Source organism: Bradyrhizobium genosp. SA-4 str. CB756 (assembly GCF_000473125.1).
GTDB classification, from domain to species: domain Bacteria; phylum Pseudomonadota; class Alphaproteobacteria; order Rhizobiales; family Xanthobacteraceae; genus Bradyrhizobium; species Bradyrhizobium arachidis.
Genome location: NZ_KI421499.1, coordinates 6,392,681 through 6,410,351 on the forward strand (window position 1 = coordinate 6,392,681; position 17,671 = coordinate 6,410,351).

General features: G+C 56.6%; 16 protein-coding genes and 2 pseudogenes. 9 read left to right on the forward strand and 9 right to left on the reverse strand.

What is annotated here, in order from left to right:
- Positions 1-320: 320 nt before the first annotated feature.
- From BRAGE_RS0130715 to BRAGE_RS57155, 3 genes and pseudogenes are all read right to left on the reverse strand, one after another.
- Positions 321-863 carry a hypothetical protein gene (locus BRAGE_RS0130715; RefSeq protein WP_141263443.1) on the reverse strand — a complete coding sequence of 181 codons (543 nt, stop codon included), beginning with the start codon at positions 861-863 and terminating at the stop codon, positions 321-323.
- Between the two features lie 205 nt (positions 864-1,068).
- Entirely contained in the window at positions 1,069-1,236 is a 168-nt protein-coding gene (locus BRAGE_RS55130) for a hypothetical protein (RefSeq protein ID WP_156950888.1), read from the reverse strand.
- A 27-nt stretch (positions 1,237-1,263) separates the two neighbouring features.
- A pseudogene (locus BRAGE_RS57155) lies at positions 1,264-1,421 on the reverse strand (IS5/IS1182 family transposase); the annotation flags it as partial.
- 157 nt (positions 1,422-1,578) lie between these two features.
- Here BRAGE_RS57155 and BRAGE_RS0130725 point away from each other — a divergent pair.
- A complete protein-coding gene (locus BRAGE_RS0130725) occupies positions 1,579-2,619 on the forward strand; it encodes an IS110 family transposase (RefSeq protein WP_027564932.1) in 1,041 nt (346 codons plus the stop codon).
- A gap of 348 nt (positions 2,620-2,967) precedes the next feature.
- Here BRAGE_RS0130725 and BRAGE_RS0130730 read toward each other — a convergent pair whose 3' ends face one another.
- Positions 2,968-4,125, reverse strand: a complete 1,158-nt coding sequence (locus BRAGE_RS0130730; protein WP_027564931.1) for a pentapeptide repeat-containing protein — start codon at positions 4,123-4,125, stop codon at positions 2,968-2,970.
- A gap of 1,046 nt (positions 4,126-5,171) precedes the next feature.
- Here BRAGE_RS0130730 and BRAGE_RS56110 point away from each other — a divergent pair.
- The 6 genes from BRAGE_RS56110 to BRAGE_RS0130760 all read left to right on the forward strand — a co-directional run bounded on the left by BRAGE_RS56110 (position 5,172) and on the right by BRAGE_RS0130760 (position 10,248).
- The gene (locus BRAGE_RS56110; RefSeq protein WP_141263441.1) at positions 5,172-5,963 is read left to right on the forward strand and encodes a hypothetical protein; all 792 of its coding nucleotides are present in this window, start codon (positions 5,172-5,174) and stop codon (positions 5,961-5,963) included.
- Positions 5,964-6,437: 474 nt separating this feature from the next.
- Positions 6,438-7,178: an AAA domain-containing protein gene (locus tag BRAGE_RS0130740; RefSeq protein WP_027564928.1), complete on the forward strand. Its 741-nt coding sequence runs from the start codon at positions 6,438-6,440 to the stop codon at positions 7,176-7,178.
- Positions 7,179-7,262: 84 nt separating this feature from the next.
- A complete protein-coding gene (gene tnpA, locus BRAGE_RS0130745; protein WP_035729932.1) occupies positions 7,263-7,685 on the forward strand; it encodes an IS66-like element accessory protein TnpA in 423 nt (140 codons plus the stop codon).
- A complete protein-coding gene (gene tnpB / locus BRAGE_RS0130750) occupies positions 7,679-8,032 on the forward strand; it encodes an IS66 family insertion sequence element accessory protein TnpB (RefSeq protein WP_027557044.1) in 354 nt (117 codons plus the stop codon). The genes tnpA and tnpB overlap by 7 nt, the downstream gene beginning before the upstream one ends.
- Positions 8,033-8,083: 51 nt before the next feature.
- On the forward strand, positions 8,084-9,649 hold the full coding sequence (tnpC, locus tag BRAGE_RS0130755; RefSeq protein WP_027557045.1) for an IS66 family transposase: 1,566 nt from the start codon (positions 8,084-8,086) through the stop codon (positions 9,647-9,649).
- Positions 9,646-10,248 (forward strand): plasmid pRiA4b ORF-3 family protein, encoded by a 603-nt coding sequence (locus BRAGE_RS0130760; RefSeq protein WP_027557046.1) that lies wholly within the window; start codon positions 9,646-9,648, stop codon positions 10,246-10,248. Before tnpC ends, BRAGE_RS0130760 begins: the two co-directional genes overlap by 4 nt.
- Before the next feature lie 273 nt (positions 10,249-10,521).
- On the opposite strand, the gene BRAGE_RS50220 is transcribed toward BRAGE_RS0130760, so the two are convergent.
- The 4 genes from BRAGE_RS50220 to BRAGE_RS50230 all read right to left on the reverse strand — a co-directional run bounded on the left by BRAGE_RS50220 (position 10,522) and on the right by BRAGE_RS50230 (position 14,366).
- Positions 10,522-11,628 carry a pentapeptide repeat-containing protein gene (locus BRAGE_RS50220; RefSeq protein ID WP_027563443.1) on the reverse strand — a complete coding sequence of 369 codons (1,107 nt, stop codon included), beginning with the start codon at positions 11,626-11,628 and terminating at the stop codon, positions 10,522-10,524.
- Between the two features lie 77 nt (positions 11,629-11,705).
- Positions 11,706-12,398, reverse strand: coding sequence for a hypothetical protein (locus BRAGE_RS0130770; RefSeq protein ID WP_141263275.1), 693 nt, complete (start codon positions 12,396-12,398; stop codon positions 11,706-11,708).
- Positions 12,398-13,054, reverse strand: a complete 657-nt coding sequence (locus BRAGE_RS55135) for a hypothetical protein (RefSeq protein ID WP_141263277.1) — start codon at positions 13,052-13,054, stop codon at positions 12,398-12,400. Before BRAGE_RS55135 ends, BRAGE_RS0130770 begins: the two co-directional genes overlap by 1 nt.
- A gap of 1,030 nt (positions 13,055-14,084) precedes the next feature.
- Positions 14,085-14,366, reverse strand: coding sequence for a hypothetical protein (locus BRAGE_RS50230; protein ID WP_141263279.1), 282 nt, complete (start codon positions 14,364-14,366; stop codon positions 14,085-14,087).
- A gap of 662 nt (positions 14,367-15,028) precedes the next feature.
- Between BRAGE_RS50230 and BRAGE_RS0130785 the strand changes: the two genes are divergently transcribed.
- Both BRAGE_RS0130785 and BRAGE_RS55140 read left to right on the forward strand, forming a co-directional pair.
- The gene (locus tag BRAGE_RS0130785; RefSeq protein ID WP_084334841.1) at positions 15,029-15,754 is read left to right on the forward strand and encodes a DUF4062 domain-containing protein; all 726 of its coding nucleotides are present in this window, start codon (positions 15,029-15,031) and stop codon (positions 15,752-15,754) included.
- Entirely contained in the window at positions 15,751-16,047 is a 297-nt protein-coding gene (locus BRAGE_RS55140; protein ID WP_141263281.1) for a hypothetical protein, read from the forward strand. The genes BRAGE_RS0130785 and BRAGE_RS55140 overlap by 4 nt, the downstream gene beginning before the upstream one ends.
- Positions 16,048-16,230: 183 nt before the next feature.
- Here the strand turns inward: BRAGE_RS55140 and BRAGE_RS52195 are convergent.
- Positions 16,231-17,175, reverse strand: a pseudogene (locus tag BRAGE_RS52195) (pentapeptide repeat-containing protein); the annotation flags it as partial.
- Between the last annotated feature and the right edge of the window lie 496 nt (positions 17,176-17,671).

A 17,671-nucleotide genomic window follows, 5' to 3' on the forward strand; every position in this document is an offset into this window, starting at 1 on the left:
CTCCGTCTCGGTCGGTTCGCCCTCCATGTAATTCATCACCACCAGACCATCCGCGAACAGACGGCCGTCTATAGTCGGAATCGGCACGGCACGGTCAGTCCTTCGCAGTCAAGGTGTGGAGGAGCCCGGCCTCTCACCCGAGATCAGCGTCGATCCTCGCACCGAGACGACCGACGGATAGGTGCCCTTGGATGCGCAAGTTCCACACGTCCTTCGACCGCGCCGGCGAGATCAATTCTTGGGCCGTCGCCCTGCCCTAAGCGGACGCGGCCGCAGATCTCCCTTCGCAGGGACAACAAAGAGATCGGGGATGGACGCCTTCAACCCGTCTCCGCCGGCTCGGATATGGCGTCGGGAACGAGGACCGGGACGATGTCGCAGTTCGCAACGATGCTCTCACGCACGCAAGCGGCGAACGGTCTGAGTATCTTGCCGCCTGGCTGCACGGCCATTTCATCACGAAAGCGGATTTGATGATCGCATCGCCTTTTATCCTGACTATTCAAACGGGGAGGCAACTGATTAAAGGCCCATCCGCGTAACAAGGCTTTGTATCGGAGATCGCGCACGCGCTCAGCACGATGAGCACGCCAAACTCTGCGTGGGTGAACCACGACATCCTCTTCGACCACCCGATAACCGTCCCAAAGAGCCTCCATCGGCCCAAACATCTTCGCGTTACGCGTGACGCGTTCGAGTTCGGTTTCGAATGTGTAGACTTTCTTCAACTGAAAGGTGGTTTGCTGAAGAAGCGCCGCCTTTTGAGCCGGGTTGACGATCGATGCCGCCTCTTGAAGAGTCCAAACGTGGTTCTGCTCGGCAGCCGAAAGTCCGTGCTTCGTAGCTGAGCCTGTGAGAACCACCCCCACCCCACCCGCATGAACCGGATGAAAGCCTCGACGACGACCCGTCGCGGAAGGCTCGAGCGTTGAGCTAGATCGGCGGCTGTCGCAGGGGTCCGTGCGACGGATTCGAGCATAAGATGCTCGATGAGGCTCCAACACTTTCCCTTTTCGACATGGAAGCGGCGCCTGCCGCGCAGCACCGGGATCGCAACCTGCACGACGCTCATGCTGAGGCCCCGCGCAATTGGGACCACGACACGATCTGCGCGTCGCCGTCGTTCTTGGCGGCATCCAACGCCCCGAGGAACTTCTTCATGAATCCGATATCCGACTCCGGCAGGCCTTCAGCGAAGTCCACCACATTTCGGTAGAACTCCAAGCTTCCGATCATAACGAGCCTCCACTACGCGCGGCTCGCCGCCGGCGCAACTCCACCGAAGCACATCTCGGCCAGATCAAGCGCATCGACAAACTCGTCGATCGCGCGAACAGGGTTGTTCTCGTCAATGAAATCATCGAGGCATTCAGGCAGCAGCGCCCGTTGCCCACGATCCGCCCCTCAACGAAGCGCCTCATCAATTCCCCCTCAGAATCACGGGAGAATCATAACAGCGGCACTGTGTTTTCACACATGGGGTAATTCCGGGCTCGGAGCCATACTCAGGCTCTGGGAATCAGCTCTCCAGGACTCGACGAGGCCTGCCTCAGGGCCTTGCAATGACGGAGAGAGGCAATGGAACATTATGTCGGATTAGACGTGTCACTGAAACTAACTTCGATCTGCATCGTCGATCGGACAGGAAAGGCCGAGCGCGAAGGGGTGGTTACGTCTGAGCCGGAGGCGATCGCGACGTTCATAAAATTGCACGCGCCACACGTCGTTCGGATTGGACTCGAGACCGGAGCAACGTCGACATGGCTGTGGACCGAGCTGAATAAGATCGGGTTACCCGTTATCTGCATTGACGCCAGGCATGCGAAGGCGGTTCTGAAGATGCAGATCAACAAGAGCGACCGAAATGACGCTGCTGGCATAGCGCGTATCATGCAATGTGGTTGGTACAAGGAGGTTTGCGTCAAGGATCTCGATAGCCATGCGACCAAAGCACTTCTTGTCAGTCGAGCTCTGCTCGTCAAGATCAAGCGGGATATCGAAAATCAAATCCGGGGGCTCCTCAAGAATCTTGGGCTTGTCATCGGACGAGCAAAGATGAATATGTTTGCTGTGCGTGCCGCGCAGTTGGCCGAGGATCGGTCAGAGCTTTTTGCCGCGGTAGATCCATTGCTGAAGGCACGCGAGGCCGTCGAGCAACAGATTGTGGACCTTGACCGCAAGGTGCTGCGGCTGGCTCGCAACAATGCTCAGGTGCGACGGTTCATGACGGCTCCTGGCATCGGCCCGGTCACGGCCCTTTGCTACCTTGCGACGGTCGATGACCCCGCTCGCTTCAAGAGATCACGAAGCGTCGGAGCCTACGCAGGGCTAACGACCCGCCGATATGCATCCGGCGAGATTGACTGGACGGGCCGAATCTCGAAATGCGGCGATAAGATGCTACGAAGTTACCTCTATGAGGCGGCCAATGTGCTGCTCACACGCGTCGCAAAATGGTCAGCACTCAAAGCGTGGGGCATTCGGCTTGCGAAACGAAGCGGGCTACGCAAAGCCAAGGTTGCAGTTGCCCGAAAACTTGCTGTCATTCTGCATCGGATGTGGATCGATGGTACCGAATTTAAATGGTCATTAAAGGATGCTGCTGATAAGCCTGCATAAAGGATAACAAGTTCCCGCCGAACAGCGGGAGCGAACGTCCCTGCCGGGACGCTGGCGTTGGTGAGATCGCCCCTGGCTTTGCGGTGCGCGAAAGGGCAAAGCGCGCTTCACACATTGATCCGCTAACGTCATCTTACGCCATCATGCGGAGGGCACGCCCCTACCGCGGAGAGAACCATGGACCCGGCAAGGATGTTCAAGGAGAGCTTGACCTCACGCCCGGAATTAGAGAACAGCCAGGGTCAAGACCCGACCTGATCGGAGGCCTAAGGCCTCGAAAGCGGTTGTCATATATATTAGTCGCAGACTTCTATTGTCCGGCCGGCAGTAGAACCAATTGCATGTGGCTCAACTTCGAAGCTCCAGCACCTTCAGTTCTGCCGGGCGGATCACTTTGTCACCGAGGTCAGCAATCAATTGCGCCTGATCGGCATAGTGGTGGACCTTCAGGAATGACCGGTAGTTCTTGTAAAAGTCGAACATGCCGGGCACCTTCTGCATCGCAAGGATAATCGGTTGCACGGGCACCGAAGGCAGATCTGGTATAATTGCACGCAGTTCTTGCAGCACGCTTTGGGCATCAGAGATATCGGCAATGACAAACCTTGCCATCCGAGCGAGCAGCGTGATTGTTTCGTCCGTATTGCGGCTTTCAGTTCCTTCGAAGTCATACAGAATCGGAAGGTACTCACGCCTGCGCAGTTCTTCACGTAGCGCGTCGAGGACTGCCTTACGATCGGCTGTGAAGCGACCAAGGATCAGTACCGACTTGGAGGTGATGGTGTCGATGACGTCCCGGAGTTTCTCGTTGCGAAGCAGGAGATAGATGAACTGCGCGACTTCGATGTTGTCTACGGTGATCTTAGGCTCTCCCTCATGTGTAATAACCAAGTTCTGCTGCGCGGCTCCCTCCAGCTTGAGAAGCCATGCTGATATACCGAATATTCGGCAGTTGGTGAGATCGGCGTTCCTGAAGTCGGTGCCCACCAGCTGCGAACCCTGAAGATCAGCTCCCCGTAGAATTGCATGGCTGAGATTCGCCCCGTGGAGATTTGCCGCGTAGAGGCTTGCCCCGCTAAGGTCCACCATCCTCAAGTGCGCCGAGAAGAGGTGCGCTCGTTTGAGATTTGCGTAGCAGAGGTTCGCTTTGCTCAGGTCCGCCAACGAGAAATCCGCTCCGCCGAGGTTTGCTTGGTAGAGGTTCGCCTCCTCGAGGTTCGCCCCGCTGAGGTTCGCCATGACAAGGTTCGCGCCGCTGAGGACCGCGCCATGGAGGTTCGCCGAGCTGAGGTTCGCCTCCTGGAGGTTCGCCATGCTCAAGTTAGCCTTGCCAAGGTGCACCCAACTGAGGTTGGCCCCGCGAAGGTTCGCCCCGGAGAGGTCCGCTTCGCTGAGATCCGGACTAACGAAAGAGCTCAGACTATGAGGGGACGGCTTGTCGACATGCCATGCGTTCCAAGCAGCCACACCCTGCTTGAGCAATGCGACGTGCTCGTCATTGGCCATGGACAATGCCCTCGATCCATTGAGCGCAACCGACTGCTAGTCGGTTGCAATATGAAAATCGTACTACCGATAGCGGCTTGTCACAATGTGCGCGTGCTTGGACTTATTTACCGCTGTCTAGTTTGAGGCGCTGGCTGCTCCCGGTTACCTGGGAATCTTGAGTGTCGCCCACATTCGTTTCATTGGTGGAGACGAGGGTCTTCGAACGTACGAGTTCGCTCACGCTAAGGCCTGCCTCCTTTGCAACTTCCCAATCGTGTTCGCCCACCTTTGGCGGTTGTCTCATAAGCCCAGGACGGCCGTTAATCAGGGAGACAGGGAGAGCTGGAAGTCCTGCTACCTCTTTCGATGGTGGCATGTCGCGGCGCCCCTCTCCAGTGTGCATCTCGATTGGCAGGAGCCCACCAGACGCTAGCAAATGATGAAGCTTGCCAGATTTGGATTCAGCATTAAGATGGTCTCGTGCCGCCTGCGCCCTTAGGAATATGGCGCGAACGAAAGCCGGTCGAGCCTCGGGCTCTCCTTCGCTCGGTGCACTATTGCACAACTTTTGGCTGTGGTATACGTCGGTAGCCATTGCAATTTCTGCGCGTTGATCTGGCAGATAACGTTGTTAGGGGCGCTATGGTCAGCATCATCCTTCGACAGCTGGACTTAAGCACGGCGTCAGAAGCGGAACGGGCGCTTTTCGATATTGCCTATCCAGGTTTCGCGAAGGGGGCGGCGGGGCGTGGCACTCTGACCGTAATCCTACCTCCGCCTGCACCGCCTGGGTCGGAAGGCCGTCTCGTAATGTTAGAAAAAGCGGATGCTCCGTTGCTCTACGAACAGACGAAGCCGCGTAGGTTCGCGGGAGGAAACGATCTCGGTCGCCAGCGGTATTATGCCGTCGTAGGAAGCAAAGATGCTTCGTCGGATGATGGAACTCTTGTCTCGGAGATCCAGGAGTATTGGGATCCGAACCGGATTTTTAATACGGGGAGCGTGCTGCTTTTCGACGGCGCGATGGCCACGGATAGGGAATTGCTGGTCGAATATGGAATTGCGTGGGACCACGATCCTTCCACAATGATCTGTGCATTTTTTCCACTCCATATGCGCCATATTGCGGCTGCGGCCGAATTTCTTGGCTTATCCAGCCCACCACGGTTATTCTTCCGCTGCGCACGAAACTCTGTGAGGTCGCTGATGAGGGCATCCTAGATTTGAGGTGCGTCGAGGGGCAGCGTGAGTTTGTTGGGCTTGTAAGATCGGATGAGTTTCTGCGAAGCAAGTGTACCGACCCGAATGATCCCAATCTGTTCCTTTATTGCATTCCAGCGATCATCGCGGAGCAGCGAGGAGGAACATATTTCCCTGCGTATGTATGGCACACACTGAGACGTCGCGGTGTTCGCGGCTTAATTTATCCGTCTGCCCGGCGCGACGCGTCGGCGGAGGTGGTCAACGGGAAGCTGACCCAGTGGACCGGCTGGTGCTTTATTGATTATCAAGGAGCGCCCAAACTTGATGCCCGCGCCTTCGAGAACTTCCCAGGGTATCAAGAAGTCCTTTTGAGACCCGGCGTCCTTTGCGACGCAGCTCGCATAAATAGCTATTCGAATCCTGTCTACGCGGGTAGCTTTTCTATAACCGGCATAGAGAATGATCGCTGGGGATTAATTTCGACTATCAAGCGGAACGCGAAAAGGAGAGCCGAAGAAATTTTTGCAGCATCGGTGGGCCCGAGGGCGTTTTCGACGGAGGAATCTGAGTTGCTTTTGAGGCCGTTGAAAGAAGTCAGCTCGAAAGAGTGGCAAGAGTTGAATGCGGCGTCGCGCGCGGGGGAGGCCGGCTAGCCGCGTCAAAACTCAGCGCGATACATAGATGTTGGCAAAATGCCGAACGTTGCAAAACTCGGTGCATAATCGGATGACTGATTAGCCTCTGTGACAACTAGGCCAAGGCTGCCACGCTGGGAATAATGGTTGGCTACAGTTCGCCTGGAGTGCCGTCCCATTGCGCACGGCTTCGGGTCATTGTGCCATCACCGGTGACCGGGCGGCGTGTAGGTTCGACACCGGCAGTCACGAATGAGTGGTTCATAGGCTGATCGGCGGGGTTGTTCGCGCGGAGCAGCCAATAGATGCCGGCGCCGCTGGGACAGGTCCGCTCATTCACATGGGATACATGGGCGTATCCGCGTTGGAACTTGCGATCCTTCGGCTACATTCGATAAAGCGCTCAGCAAGAGGCGACAGGGTACGATCTTTGATCCTGATGAATCGGATCGGCGACGGAGGCGACGTCACCGCGATCGGCAAAGCCTTGATATGGAGCCGACGGTCCCGCTGTTCTTTCTTCAGGGGCCGCCCGGCGTCGGTAAGACCTTTCTCGTTGGCGACATCGTCAAGCGACGGTTCGAGGACGCCCCCTCGACGAGGATGCTCCTCTCCGCCCAAAGCAATGCGGCGATCGACCATCTGATGAAGGAGATCCAGTCCAACTTCGGTGATGGATCGGGCGTGGCGCCAGTGATGGTACGAGCTCGCCCGGCGGACGATGATCCGTGCGACACCGATTTGGAAATCGACAGGCAAGCCGACCGGCACCTCCAGGCGCTTGCAAAGAGCCAGCTGGTCGCCGAAGCGAGCAGCGGTCTGCGGGAGAAGGTAATAGCGCTTGCTCGCGCGAGAGAAGAACAGCAGGGGGTTGGCCGGTCGAAGCGCCAAAATCGCATGAACGCGGAAGGGCGGGCTTTCGAAGGCATGATCCTACGATCCGCCAACCTGGTCTTCGCGACTACGAACTCAGCAGCAGTCGAACGGTTGATCGAGGAGCGGAGTCTGTTCGATTGGACCATAGTCGAAGAATCCGGCAAAGCGACGGGCGGCGCATTGCTGTCGCCGCTTCTACTCTCTTACCGCCGCTTGATGATCGGAGATCACAAGCAGCTGCCTCCGTACAATGTCGAGCGGATGACGCGCTTGCTTTCTGCGCCCGACAAGGTGAAGGCGGCTGTCGGAGCCGCACATAGCTTGATCTACGGTCGGCGATGGATCGATTGGTCGTAAGCGTAGCGCCGAGGCCCTTTGGATTGTTTGTGCGGAGTCTTGAGAGCACCGTTAGAAGAGTCATCTTCTGGAAGGGTGCTCACAATGGACGACCATTCTGACGACATAAGACGACCGTTGTCACCGCGTATTGAAGTGTTCGCAGGCGCAGGTCGCAAGCGCTGGCCGGATGATTTGAAGGCGCACATTGCCGCGGAAAGCCTCGAGCCGGGGGCGGTTGTCACAGACGTCGCCCGTCGCCATGGCTGCCGGCCCCAGCAGGTGCATGACTGGCGGCGCCGGGCGCGTTTGGGCCAGTTGGTATTGCCGGCGTCGGCGGACACGCTGTCGTTCGTGCCGGTGATGTCGGAATCGGCGTTGCCTGCGGCCGCAGACCCCTCCGGGTCGCCGGAAGCCGCCGTTGTGACGGTTGAGTTCCAGGGCGCGCGCGTGGAGGTGCGCGGGGCGCCTGGCCTTGCTGTATTGAGCGATGTGTTCATTGCGCTCCGACGGACACGTTCATGCTGACGCCACCCGCGAGCCTCATGATCTACGTGGCGACGCAACCTGTCGACTTCAGGAAGGGAGCGGAAGGCTTGGCGCTGCTGGCGAAGGAGACGCTGGGCCATGACCCGATGAAGGGCGTGGCGGTGGTGTTCCGTGCGAAGCGCGCCGATCGGGTGAAGATCGTCGTCTGGGACGGCAGCGGCCTTGTGATGTACTGGAAGCGGCTCGATGGCAGCGGCTTCAAATGGCCACCCATCGTGGCCGGTGTGATGCGGATGAATGCGGCCCAGCTGTCAGCACTGGTGGCCGGCATGGATTGGACGCGCATGCACGCGCCTCGAATCCCGCAGCCGAAAGCGCTTGCGTAAAGATACAGATCTTCGCTGCATCGTGACGCGAAGCATGGCAAGCTCGGGCCAATGAGTGATTTGCCCGATGAGCTGCCGAGCGATCCCGCCGAGTTGCGTGCCTTTGCCGCGGCTCTGCTGGATCGCTGCGCCCGGCTCGAGCGGTTGCTCAAGCTTGCAAAAGATGCGCAGTTCGGTCGGTCCTCGGAAAAGCTGGATGCTGATCAGCTACAGCTTGTTCTGGAGGACATCGAAGAGGCGGTCGCAGCTCTCGAAGCAGCCGAGGATCGCGTCAATCCCAGAACCTCCGAGAAGAGAGCGGCCGAGCGTAGAACCAACCGTGGTCAGCTTCCGGAGCATTTGCCGCGCATCGTCGAAACCCTGATGCCCGCTGCAACCTGCTGTCCGTCCTGCAAAGGCGATCTCTTTGAGATCGGCCACGATGAGAGCCAGAGGCTGGACGTCGTGCCGGCGCAGTATCGCGTCATCGTCACCCGCCGGCCCAAGCTGGCCTGCCGCGCCTGTCATGGCGTCGTCCTCCAGCACGCCGCGCCCGAGCGACTGATCAGGGGAGGATTGCCTACCGAGGGACTGGTCGCGCATGTCATCGATGCCAAGTATCATTGGCACTTGCCGCTTTACCGCCAGGCGCAGATGCTGGCGACGCACGGTATCGCCATCGACCGTTCCACGCTCGCCTTCTGGGTCGGCTATGCCGCCCAGGAATTGAAGCCCTTGTGGCATCGTCTGCGCCAGCTTCTGCTGGCCTCCTCGAAGCTCTGTGTCGATGAGACCCCGGCGCCGGTGCTGGATCCGGGGCGCGGCAGGACAAAGACCGGCTACTTCTGGGCGCTGTCACGCGATGACAGGCCTTGGGCCGGACCTGATCCGCCTGGGGTGGTCTATGCCTATGCACCGGGCCGCGGCGCCATTCATGGCTTGCGGCTGCTTGAAGACTATCGCGGCATCATCCACTGCGACGGCTATCAGGCTTACAAGACCATGACCCGAGAGACGCGTGCGGACGCCCTGTCCGGGACGCTCGCCTTCTGCTGGTCGCATCTGCGGCGCCAGTTTGTGAAGATCGAGCGGGAGGCTGCGCCGGCGCCAGCTCCGGTTGCCCGCGAGGCCCTCGAGCGCATCGCCCAGCTTTACGCGGTCGAGAAGGCACTCCGCGGCCGATCTGCGGACCAGCGCCGCGCGGGGCGACAAGCGCATGCCCGGCCTCTGGCTACAGCCTTGAAGCAGTGGTTTGAGGCCAAGCTTGCTCACCTTGCGCAGAAGAGCGACACGGCGAAGGCCCTGCGTTACGCGCTGCGTCATTGGGACGGCCTGACGTTCTACCTTGATGACGGGCGCATCGAGATGGACACCAATGCGGTCGAGCGAGCGATGCGGCCGATCAAGCTCAATGCCAAGAACTCCCTTTTTGCCGGTTGCGACGAAGGTGCCGAGAATTGGGCATTGCTGGCTTCGCTCATTGAGACATGTAAGCTCAATGGCGTCAGTGCCGAGCACTGGCTCGCTGACGTTCTCGCCAAGCTCGTCAATGGTTGGCCTGCGGCGCGACTAGACGAACTGCTTCCCTGGGCGTCGACCTATACGATGCATACACACGATCCGAGGCTGGCGGCATGAGCCTGAACACGACCGCGGTTCGGATCAAGGTGACCCTCAAGGATGTGAAGCCGGAGGTGATGCGTCGCCTTGTCGTACCCGTCACCCTGCGCCTTGATCGGTTGCATCTGGCGCTTCAGGAGGCATTCGGCTGGACGAACAGTCACCTCTTCGAGTTCTTCGCTGGTGAGGTCCGTTGGGGGGTTCCTGATCCCCACAACGATTACGGCCACCAGCCCATGGATGCCCGCAAAGCGCGGCTTTGCGATATCGTTCGCGAGACCGGCGCCAAGACGATCCACTATCTCTATGACTTCGGCGACAGCTGGGACCATGTGATCAAGCTCGAAAAATGGTTCGAGAACACCACGACGGAAGGGCTTCCCTTCCTGCTCGAGGCCGCCGGTCGTTGTCCTCCGGAAGACGTCGGCGGTGCGCCAGGCTATGCCGAATACCTCGCCGCCATCAGCGACCCCGGCCATCCCGAGCACGAACACATGCGTCTCTGGGGCCCGGAGCGGTTCGATCCCAACGTCGTCGACCGGAAGGCGCTCGAAGCCGCCGTCAACGCGTTGTCCGACACATGGATACCGCGGCGACGCGCCACGCAAACAAAATAGGCGTCAAGCGTCATTCAAAGGGCTGCAGAGCTACGCTTACGATTGGTCCTCCATCGGCCCACATCTTCTCGTTCCTAGATTCGCAAAGTAGCTTGTCGGCCTGTCGGGTGAGAGGCTCGCAGATGGGGCTGATCGCCTGCATCGGCGCTGGCGTCAACACATTGGACGACTGCCGCCACTCTCAACGAAATCGGGCGCGGCCGGACTTTTCGAAATTGCTGGTATCAAGGCTTCAGTTCCGTTGCGGCCGATGATCTCAGAGATCGAATTGATCTAGCCTTTTAGCGACTTCTTGAGTTCACGCGCTTTACTCTCGGCCGGCCCGATCACCTCTTCGACCATTTTGGCAAAAAGGCCCTCCATGTCTTCGTAGTAAAATATTGGGAGGACCCAATGATGCCTATTCGCCAAATCGCCAAAAAGTGAAAATTCCTTGTCGCCTGAGAGAAGTATTAGCTGAACCGGAACCGGCGTAGTAGGAACTATCGTAGCCAATTCATAAGGGACGCTTTTGGAATCAGTCAGATCTGCAATAATGAACCGAGCCATATGAGCCAGCGTAGAAATTGTAGCCGTAAGATCACGACTAGCAGGCTTATCAAAATCAAAAAGAATTGGAGAGTAGTTGTGGTTGCGCAATGCCTCGCGCAACTGATCGAGTATCATCTTCCTTTCCGGTGTGAACCGGCCTAAAATCAGTACGACTTTTGATGAGATGCTATCAATCACATTTCGAACGTTCGCATTATTGATAAGCAAATGGACAAATTGCGCGACTTCAAGATTGTCAACTGTAATGTCTGGTTCATCTTCGTCGCGCGTGATTATCAAATTGCTCTGAGTGGCCCCTTCTAGCTGAAGCCCCCACGCAGAAGCACCGTGAATCCTGCAGCCGGTGATATTGGCCCCGCGTAGGTCGGATTTAACCAAGCGCGCATCCGTCAAATCGGCGCCACTAAGATCCGCGCCCGCTAGATTGGCGTCGACCAGATATGCCCCGGCCAACTTTGCTCCTTTTAAATTTGCGCCGCTCAGATTCGCTTCCCAGAAACTGGCGCCGTTCAAGTCGGAGTTGCTGAGGTCCGCGCCCGTTAGATCCGCGCCTTGAAAATTTACATCTTCGAGGTTCGCGTCTCTTAAGAACGCTCCACTCAAATTAGCGCCCACCATATTCGCTTGAAGCAGTAGCGCTCCGTCTAAGATTGCTCCATGTAGATTAGCCGCCGTGAAATGCGCCCTTACCAAGTAGGCGCGTCCCAAAAATATTCCTGGCAAATTGGCTTCGATCATATCGATAGGTGGCGCGGACTGGAGTGCAAACGTTCTGTTCCAGGCGTCGACACCCCGCCTAAGAAGATTGATTTGTTTTTGGTTCGACATGGCAGCCTGGGTACAATGAGGTCAAATCGTGGAACGATGAAGCAACGGCGGTCGCCGTCGGTTCCGTACAGTGTTCGCTAAGCCAATGTTCGCTTGCGAGCCTTGCTTTGCTTTTTCTCCGCGCGACCGTTGGCGCCTGACAACCATTTGTCGATCTTTCGAATTACAGCGATGTCGGTCGACTCAACGATTATCTTCGGCAACAAGAATTCTGCAAAACCTGGATCGCTTGGATTGGGGATTTGCTCGAGTCGTTCGCCGCGGATCGTTCGCGCACGAAACTCTTCCAGTGTGGCCGCGGAGTAAGAGGACGAAGTCTCAGAGTTAAATTTCTGGAGAAGCGCGACCGCTTGTTGCAGTAGCTTCTCATAGTCGCCACCAAGCGAGTTTTGGATGGCATTGTCGAGTTTTGAAAGCAGCTCTTGATCTCGCGATAGATCATAGTGAATAAATTCGAAGTGCCGGAGATCCACCGGGGCAGCTTTGGGATCTTCTTGAGTCATAAAAATGATGGGCTTGCGATTCGCTCGGGCTATCCCAAGCTCGTAGAAAACATTCGGGCTCGAGTATGTGATATCCCCTATAATGAGGTCGGCTGTTTGAATCTCCGCCTCCACCTTCTCCATCAGTGACTTCGTCAGGATGCTTGTGTCGCCTCTTCGAATATGAAGCCCATGTTTTTGCATTAGATACTGTTGCAGGAACAAATACAGAAAGTTGAGCTCGGATCGAAATGGCATGACCATAAAGCAAACGCTTGATCGGGCCATCAGCGTTGCTCCCGACGATGAACAACTTGTTGGATTGTTCTACCAAGACGATCCAGAAAGGGTGAGAAATTCGAGCTGGAATATGGAATGAACTGATATCCGGCGAGGTCGCTAGGCAAATTTGCGCTAGCGGCATCGTCAATTAGAAGCACCAGCGGTTTGCCCAGACCGTGAGCGATTCCGATTTCGAACATCACATTGGGATTATGCCGTGTGACATCCGCGATGACGGCGTCGCTTATACCGATGAGTCTGTACACTTCGTCTGCCCAAACGGCGCCAGGTCGGATTTCGTCAAGAAAAAGCGGCTCACCGTGACTGGCCCGGACAACCTTACCGACAACATCCCGTAGAGGCCTCGCGGAAGCATCAAAGGGCAATAGCACCAACAATTTTGACGGGGGCAAGTGGGTTTTGCCGAGTGTCGGTTCTTGGACATCGTCGCCCGTGCGACCCATCCGTTTATCCTTTAGTGCGTAAAGTGCTTCTCCTCGAGTGTTTCCATTCTTGGCGCGCCTGATTTCTGGTGATCGCTCTAGAATCTTGAGGGTATTTTCGACTGAGACGCCTGTCTGTTTCGCGATCCAACGAGCTGTTCGCCATCGGGATTCGGAATTCGCGAGTGCTTCAGTTATTGCGACTTTTTCATCACTCATGGTCCAATCCGCAATCTGGTCTCGACTTGAATTGCGCTTACGTCGACGCCCGCGCTAGGGCTGTCTATAACGAGAGTTCCGTCTGCGGTTCCAACTCCACTGCGGGATGGAATCTATGCATTCGACGATAGCACGATCGATTTCACTGCTTTGACTGTCGATAACGTGCGAAAGCCGAAGTTCTAAATCTCGGAAGCCAGATGTCGATTGCAGTCCCACGCCAACGATGGGAATACCCAGATTGCTGCATATCGAGAACTCATAGTACACCCAGCGATTTGGAATTATCATCGGGGTTAGCAGGAGGAATACCAACTCACTCCCACTGATTCGGTCCCGGATTGCTCCACTAAGCTCTGGAAAATCCTCGACGTATGGGCTTAGGTTTTTGGTCTGGCCGAAATAGCTCCTTTGTCTGGAAGCCGCATCAGTATTCGCTTCAAACTCCCTCGGGGATTGGCTTTCGCATTTCGCAGCGGCAATTTGTCTCTTCAGGTTTCCAATTTCAGCTCTCACCTTGTCCACACTCGGGACTTCTTGGAGCTCGCCATTCCTATAAACGAACCTGGATCCGAAGATTTTGGGAAGCTTGGGGTCTTGTAGCCGAACCTCAGCGCGCCAGAGCTCCTCTTCTAGCCAAGGCAACTTGTCCTTTCGTCGCCGCTCCTCGTCAGCCAAGATGTCGATCGCTTGGTCCCGCGGGACCGAGCAATTTGTCCATCGCCCGCTGAGGGCGCGATTTAGTACGGATACGAACGCATCATATTCCGTAGTCTCAGTCCAATCATGTGAAACAAACAATGGGATCACTTCGCACCTCCCACAGTCGCATCCTCGCTATCAGTGATGACTTTCTTACGTCGTCAAAACTGACCTAATTTTGACAACAAAGCTAGGGGCGCGAAGAGGTGGCCGTTTCGTTTTACGAGCATGGGCTTACCTGGTGCCCTTTGATCGTAACCATAATCGAGCGCGGAAGAGTAGAGTAAGGTCGTTAACTCGAGGATTGAGGAACTCCAAAAGATCCCGTTCACGAACGATCGATGTCATGAAATATCGACCCGGCCGCAAGCGTATTCACCGAGTCTATCGAGACATCCATCAATAGCCGGCTACGCTCCGGCGAGATGTGGACAGTAAGGTGCTGCACGGGGCGCCGCTCCATATCGTAGAGAAGCCGCGTGATCCTCACGAGCGGCGCGGCAAGCGCATAGAGCGGGTTTGCGGCGACCGCCGTAATTTCCTGCACGAAGCGGCCAAATCGGCCCCCCTGCGAGATCAGGATTTCGTAGAGCGCGCGCTTCTGGAGCACGCGTCGCGTGACCACGTGGCCGATTGTCACGGGCGCCCAAGCTTTGTCTGCGATCCTCGGTGATTGTTTTAAGAAAGGCAAGCGACCTGTGGTAGCAATGAGTCCTGATCCGGAGTTCAACTGCGCTTTCTTTAGCTGCTCGACCCTGCGGCCAGCCCTGCTCCTTCAGATGACGCGAAATCAGTGGTGGCTATGATTGGCTTGGGATCGAATGCTCCAGATGCAAGACGCGACGGAACGTTGATCTAGCGGCGCTGCATCATCCGCCGAGCACTAGCCGGAGCGATCGGGACCTCCGGGCTAGTTCATCTCGGCCAGCGATGAACTGTGGGGGGCAGTCTGAGATGCAATGGTTGAGCGGCGCCTGACTGATGTCCGGTCACACCCAGACAACGGCGAGATAGCAAGCCCTGCCCCAAGGCAGAATTGGACCGGCGGCTCCCCCGTACCGCAAAAAAAGAGTTTAGAAGCCCCGCCACACCAGACATACCGTCCCGAGCGGCGCGATAGGCAGCCCAGCACAACTTCTAGCTTACGACGCGTTGGATGAGAGGACGAGGGGCGGAATATGTTGCATCTTGGGCTCACTAACACTCAGGCACGGCCAACAGGATGCCAGGCTCTGCCGGGGACGCAAGCGGCCTTCAAATCGAGGAAATCGCATGCCTGGAATGACAACGATTGCGGGTAAGGCCGTGATGATCTCAAGCACGGCGCTCGATTTGCCGGAACACCGCGAACAGGCCCGTCTGGCCTGCGAGCGCGCGGGCTACGCCCCTCACGATATGATGGAGCACCTGACGGCGCGCGACTCAGATGCTATCGCGGCGTCTTTGCAAATGGTCGAACAACCCGACGTTTATGTGGGCATCTTCGGCAGGCGCTACGGCTACGTTCCCGATGGCCACGACATTTCGATCAGCGAGATGGAATACAACCACGCGGTCGAACTCAAAAAGCCTCGGGCCATCTTCTTCTGTCATGACGATCACGTTTTCAAAACAAAGAATTTTGAAACAGGCCCCGGCGCAGCGAAGCTGCAATCGCTCAAGGATCGGATCGGCAGAGATCGGGTTGCGGCATTCTTCAAGTCACCGGACGATCTTCGCGCCCACGTGGTAGAGGCGCTAATAAGTTTGGCCAAACGTTGCGATACCGCGCTGCTTGAAGACCCAAGCATTTTGTATGTTGCAACTCGTGATTTCGCTGAGTACCCGTCCAGGATTCCGTCCCTGATTGGCAATCTCTTCTCAGCCAGAAAGCGACACATGCTGACACATGCTTCCTCTTCTGAATTCGTGGAGTCCTTTTCGTACTTGCAATACGATATAGTCCATATGGATGCCTTTGTTGAAGGAAATGTCTTAGTCCCCAGGACGATAGGATGACCTACGAATCAATCAACCCTCTCCTGTCCCTTTCCAAAACTCAGCTTGTCGTTCTCGCAGCATGCAACTCGTTTAGACTTGGATCCTCTCTGGTTGCCTCTTCTGTATTAGCAGCACAAGGAAACGTTTCCGTGGATGGATACGAACAATGGGCGACCTTGTTCTACAGTCTTCTTTTCCAAGGCAAGTCGCTGAGCGAAATCTTTCCAACGGTACAAGTTGCAGCATCTCAAAGCGGCACATCGATTTCCATACTTAGCCGACGCGATTTAAAAATCTCTGTCCGAGATTAGCTAGCAAACAGGATCCAGGCCGGAGAGATTGGGCCTTCCGGGACTAGGAAATCTCATCCAGCGCTAAAGATGCCGCCGCACGGTCACCCTGAAATGTACTTGTGGATAGATCGGCTGACTGCGGTCCAGTCACACCCGTACCGCGGTGTCCCAGATTCTGGACGGTTACATCTGTAGATCGCGTCAAAGTGCCTGGGCCGCGCTGGCGCCTGATCGAAACTGCTGCGCCAAACGATCAGCAGGGTCGATCACCTCGGCAAGCGCAGCAACGAGCTGCTCCCGTGTTTCATATCGATAAATTGGCAGAACCCAGGGAAAGCGGGCGTAGTGCTCAAACATCCCGTATTCGCAGGCGCCTTTTATGACGAGCGGCTGCACAGGAACGGAGGGCAAATGTGGAACGATCACACTGAGCTCCTGCGGAACTGCCCTAGCGTCCGTGATATCTACCAAGACGAAGCGTGCCATACGCGCCAGCAGAGAGAGGGTTTCAGTCATGTCTCGTGTGGCGGGCCTATCAACATCATACAGGATCGGCAGGTACTTGCGATGACGCAGCTCTTCGCGCAACGCCTCGAGCACGACCTTTCGTTCATCTTGGAAACGGCCGAGGATCAGCACCGCCTTTGAAGTTATCGTGTCAATGACATTGCGAATTTTCTCATTATGGAGCATAAGATAGGTAAACTGCGCGACCTCGATGTTGTCGACCGTGATCGAAGGCTCGTCCTGATGTGTGATAATCAAGTTTTGCTGTTTGGTCCCGGCATCGAGCTTCACGCGCCAGGCGGATACACCATGGATGAGGCATCCAGTCAGGTTAGCGCCCGTAAGGTCTGCACTCACCAGACTGGCAGACAGGAGTGTAGCCCCCTGAAGGTTCGCTCCACTGAGATTTTCTCCACCGAGATTGGCCCCCGTGAGATCCGCCCCGGTGAGATTCGCATCGGTAAGGTTGGCCTCTCTGAGGTAAGCGTCTCTAAAGTTTACCCCGGCGAGTTTCGCCGCGCGGAGGTTTGCCCGCCAGAGGTCCGCCGCGCGGAGGTTTGCTGCGTTGAGCTCTACCTCACTTAGATTCGCCAATCTGAGGTTCACCTCGCCGAGAAATGCATTGCTTAGGTCGGCACTACTGAGGTGGGCAGAATGGCGGTATTCTCATAACGCCAAGTGTTCCAGGCAGCCACGCCCTTAACAAGCAGAGCGACATGGTCGTTCTCGGCCATAAGAGTGCCTCCTCGGACCGTAACTTAAGCTTCGCCGGGAATAGCCGTCGAGTTCTAGGCCAGCAGCTGCGCCGGTTCTTCTTGTGAAATCCTGTCGCCTCATGGTGCTACCTACCCTCGCTTCAGCCACGTTATCGCGCCGAAGAGAAGCAGAACAGAGGCGTTTGACCACTTTGAGCTTATAAAAACACCTAAAGACCTGTGAGAGTTAGATAAGTTCGCCGCCCAAAGACTGACGTTGCAGCAATTGCGACAAGCGACCCCTAGAAGCAGTTCGGGACCAATTTGCGCCGACGCCCCCCGGACGAGTTCTTCGTCTATCTGTCGAAAAAACAGACCGCTTACCAATCGTGAGATTGAGTGAAAGCCGCATTTGACTTTCAGCAGCGGAGCTCGGGCGG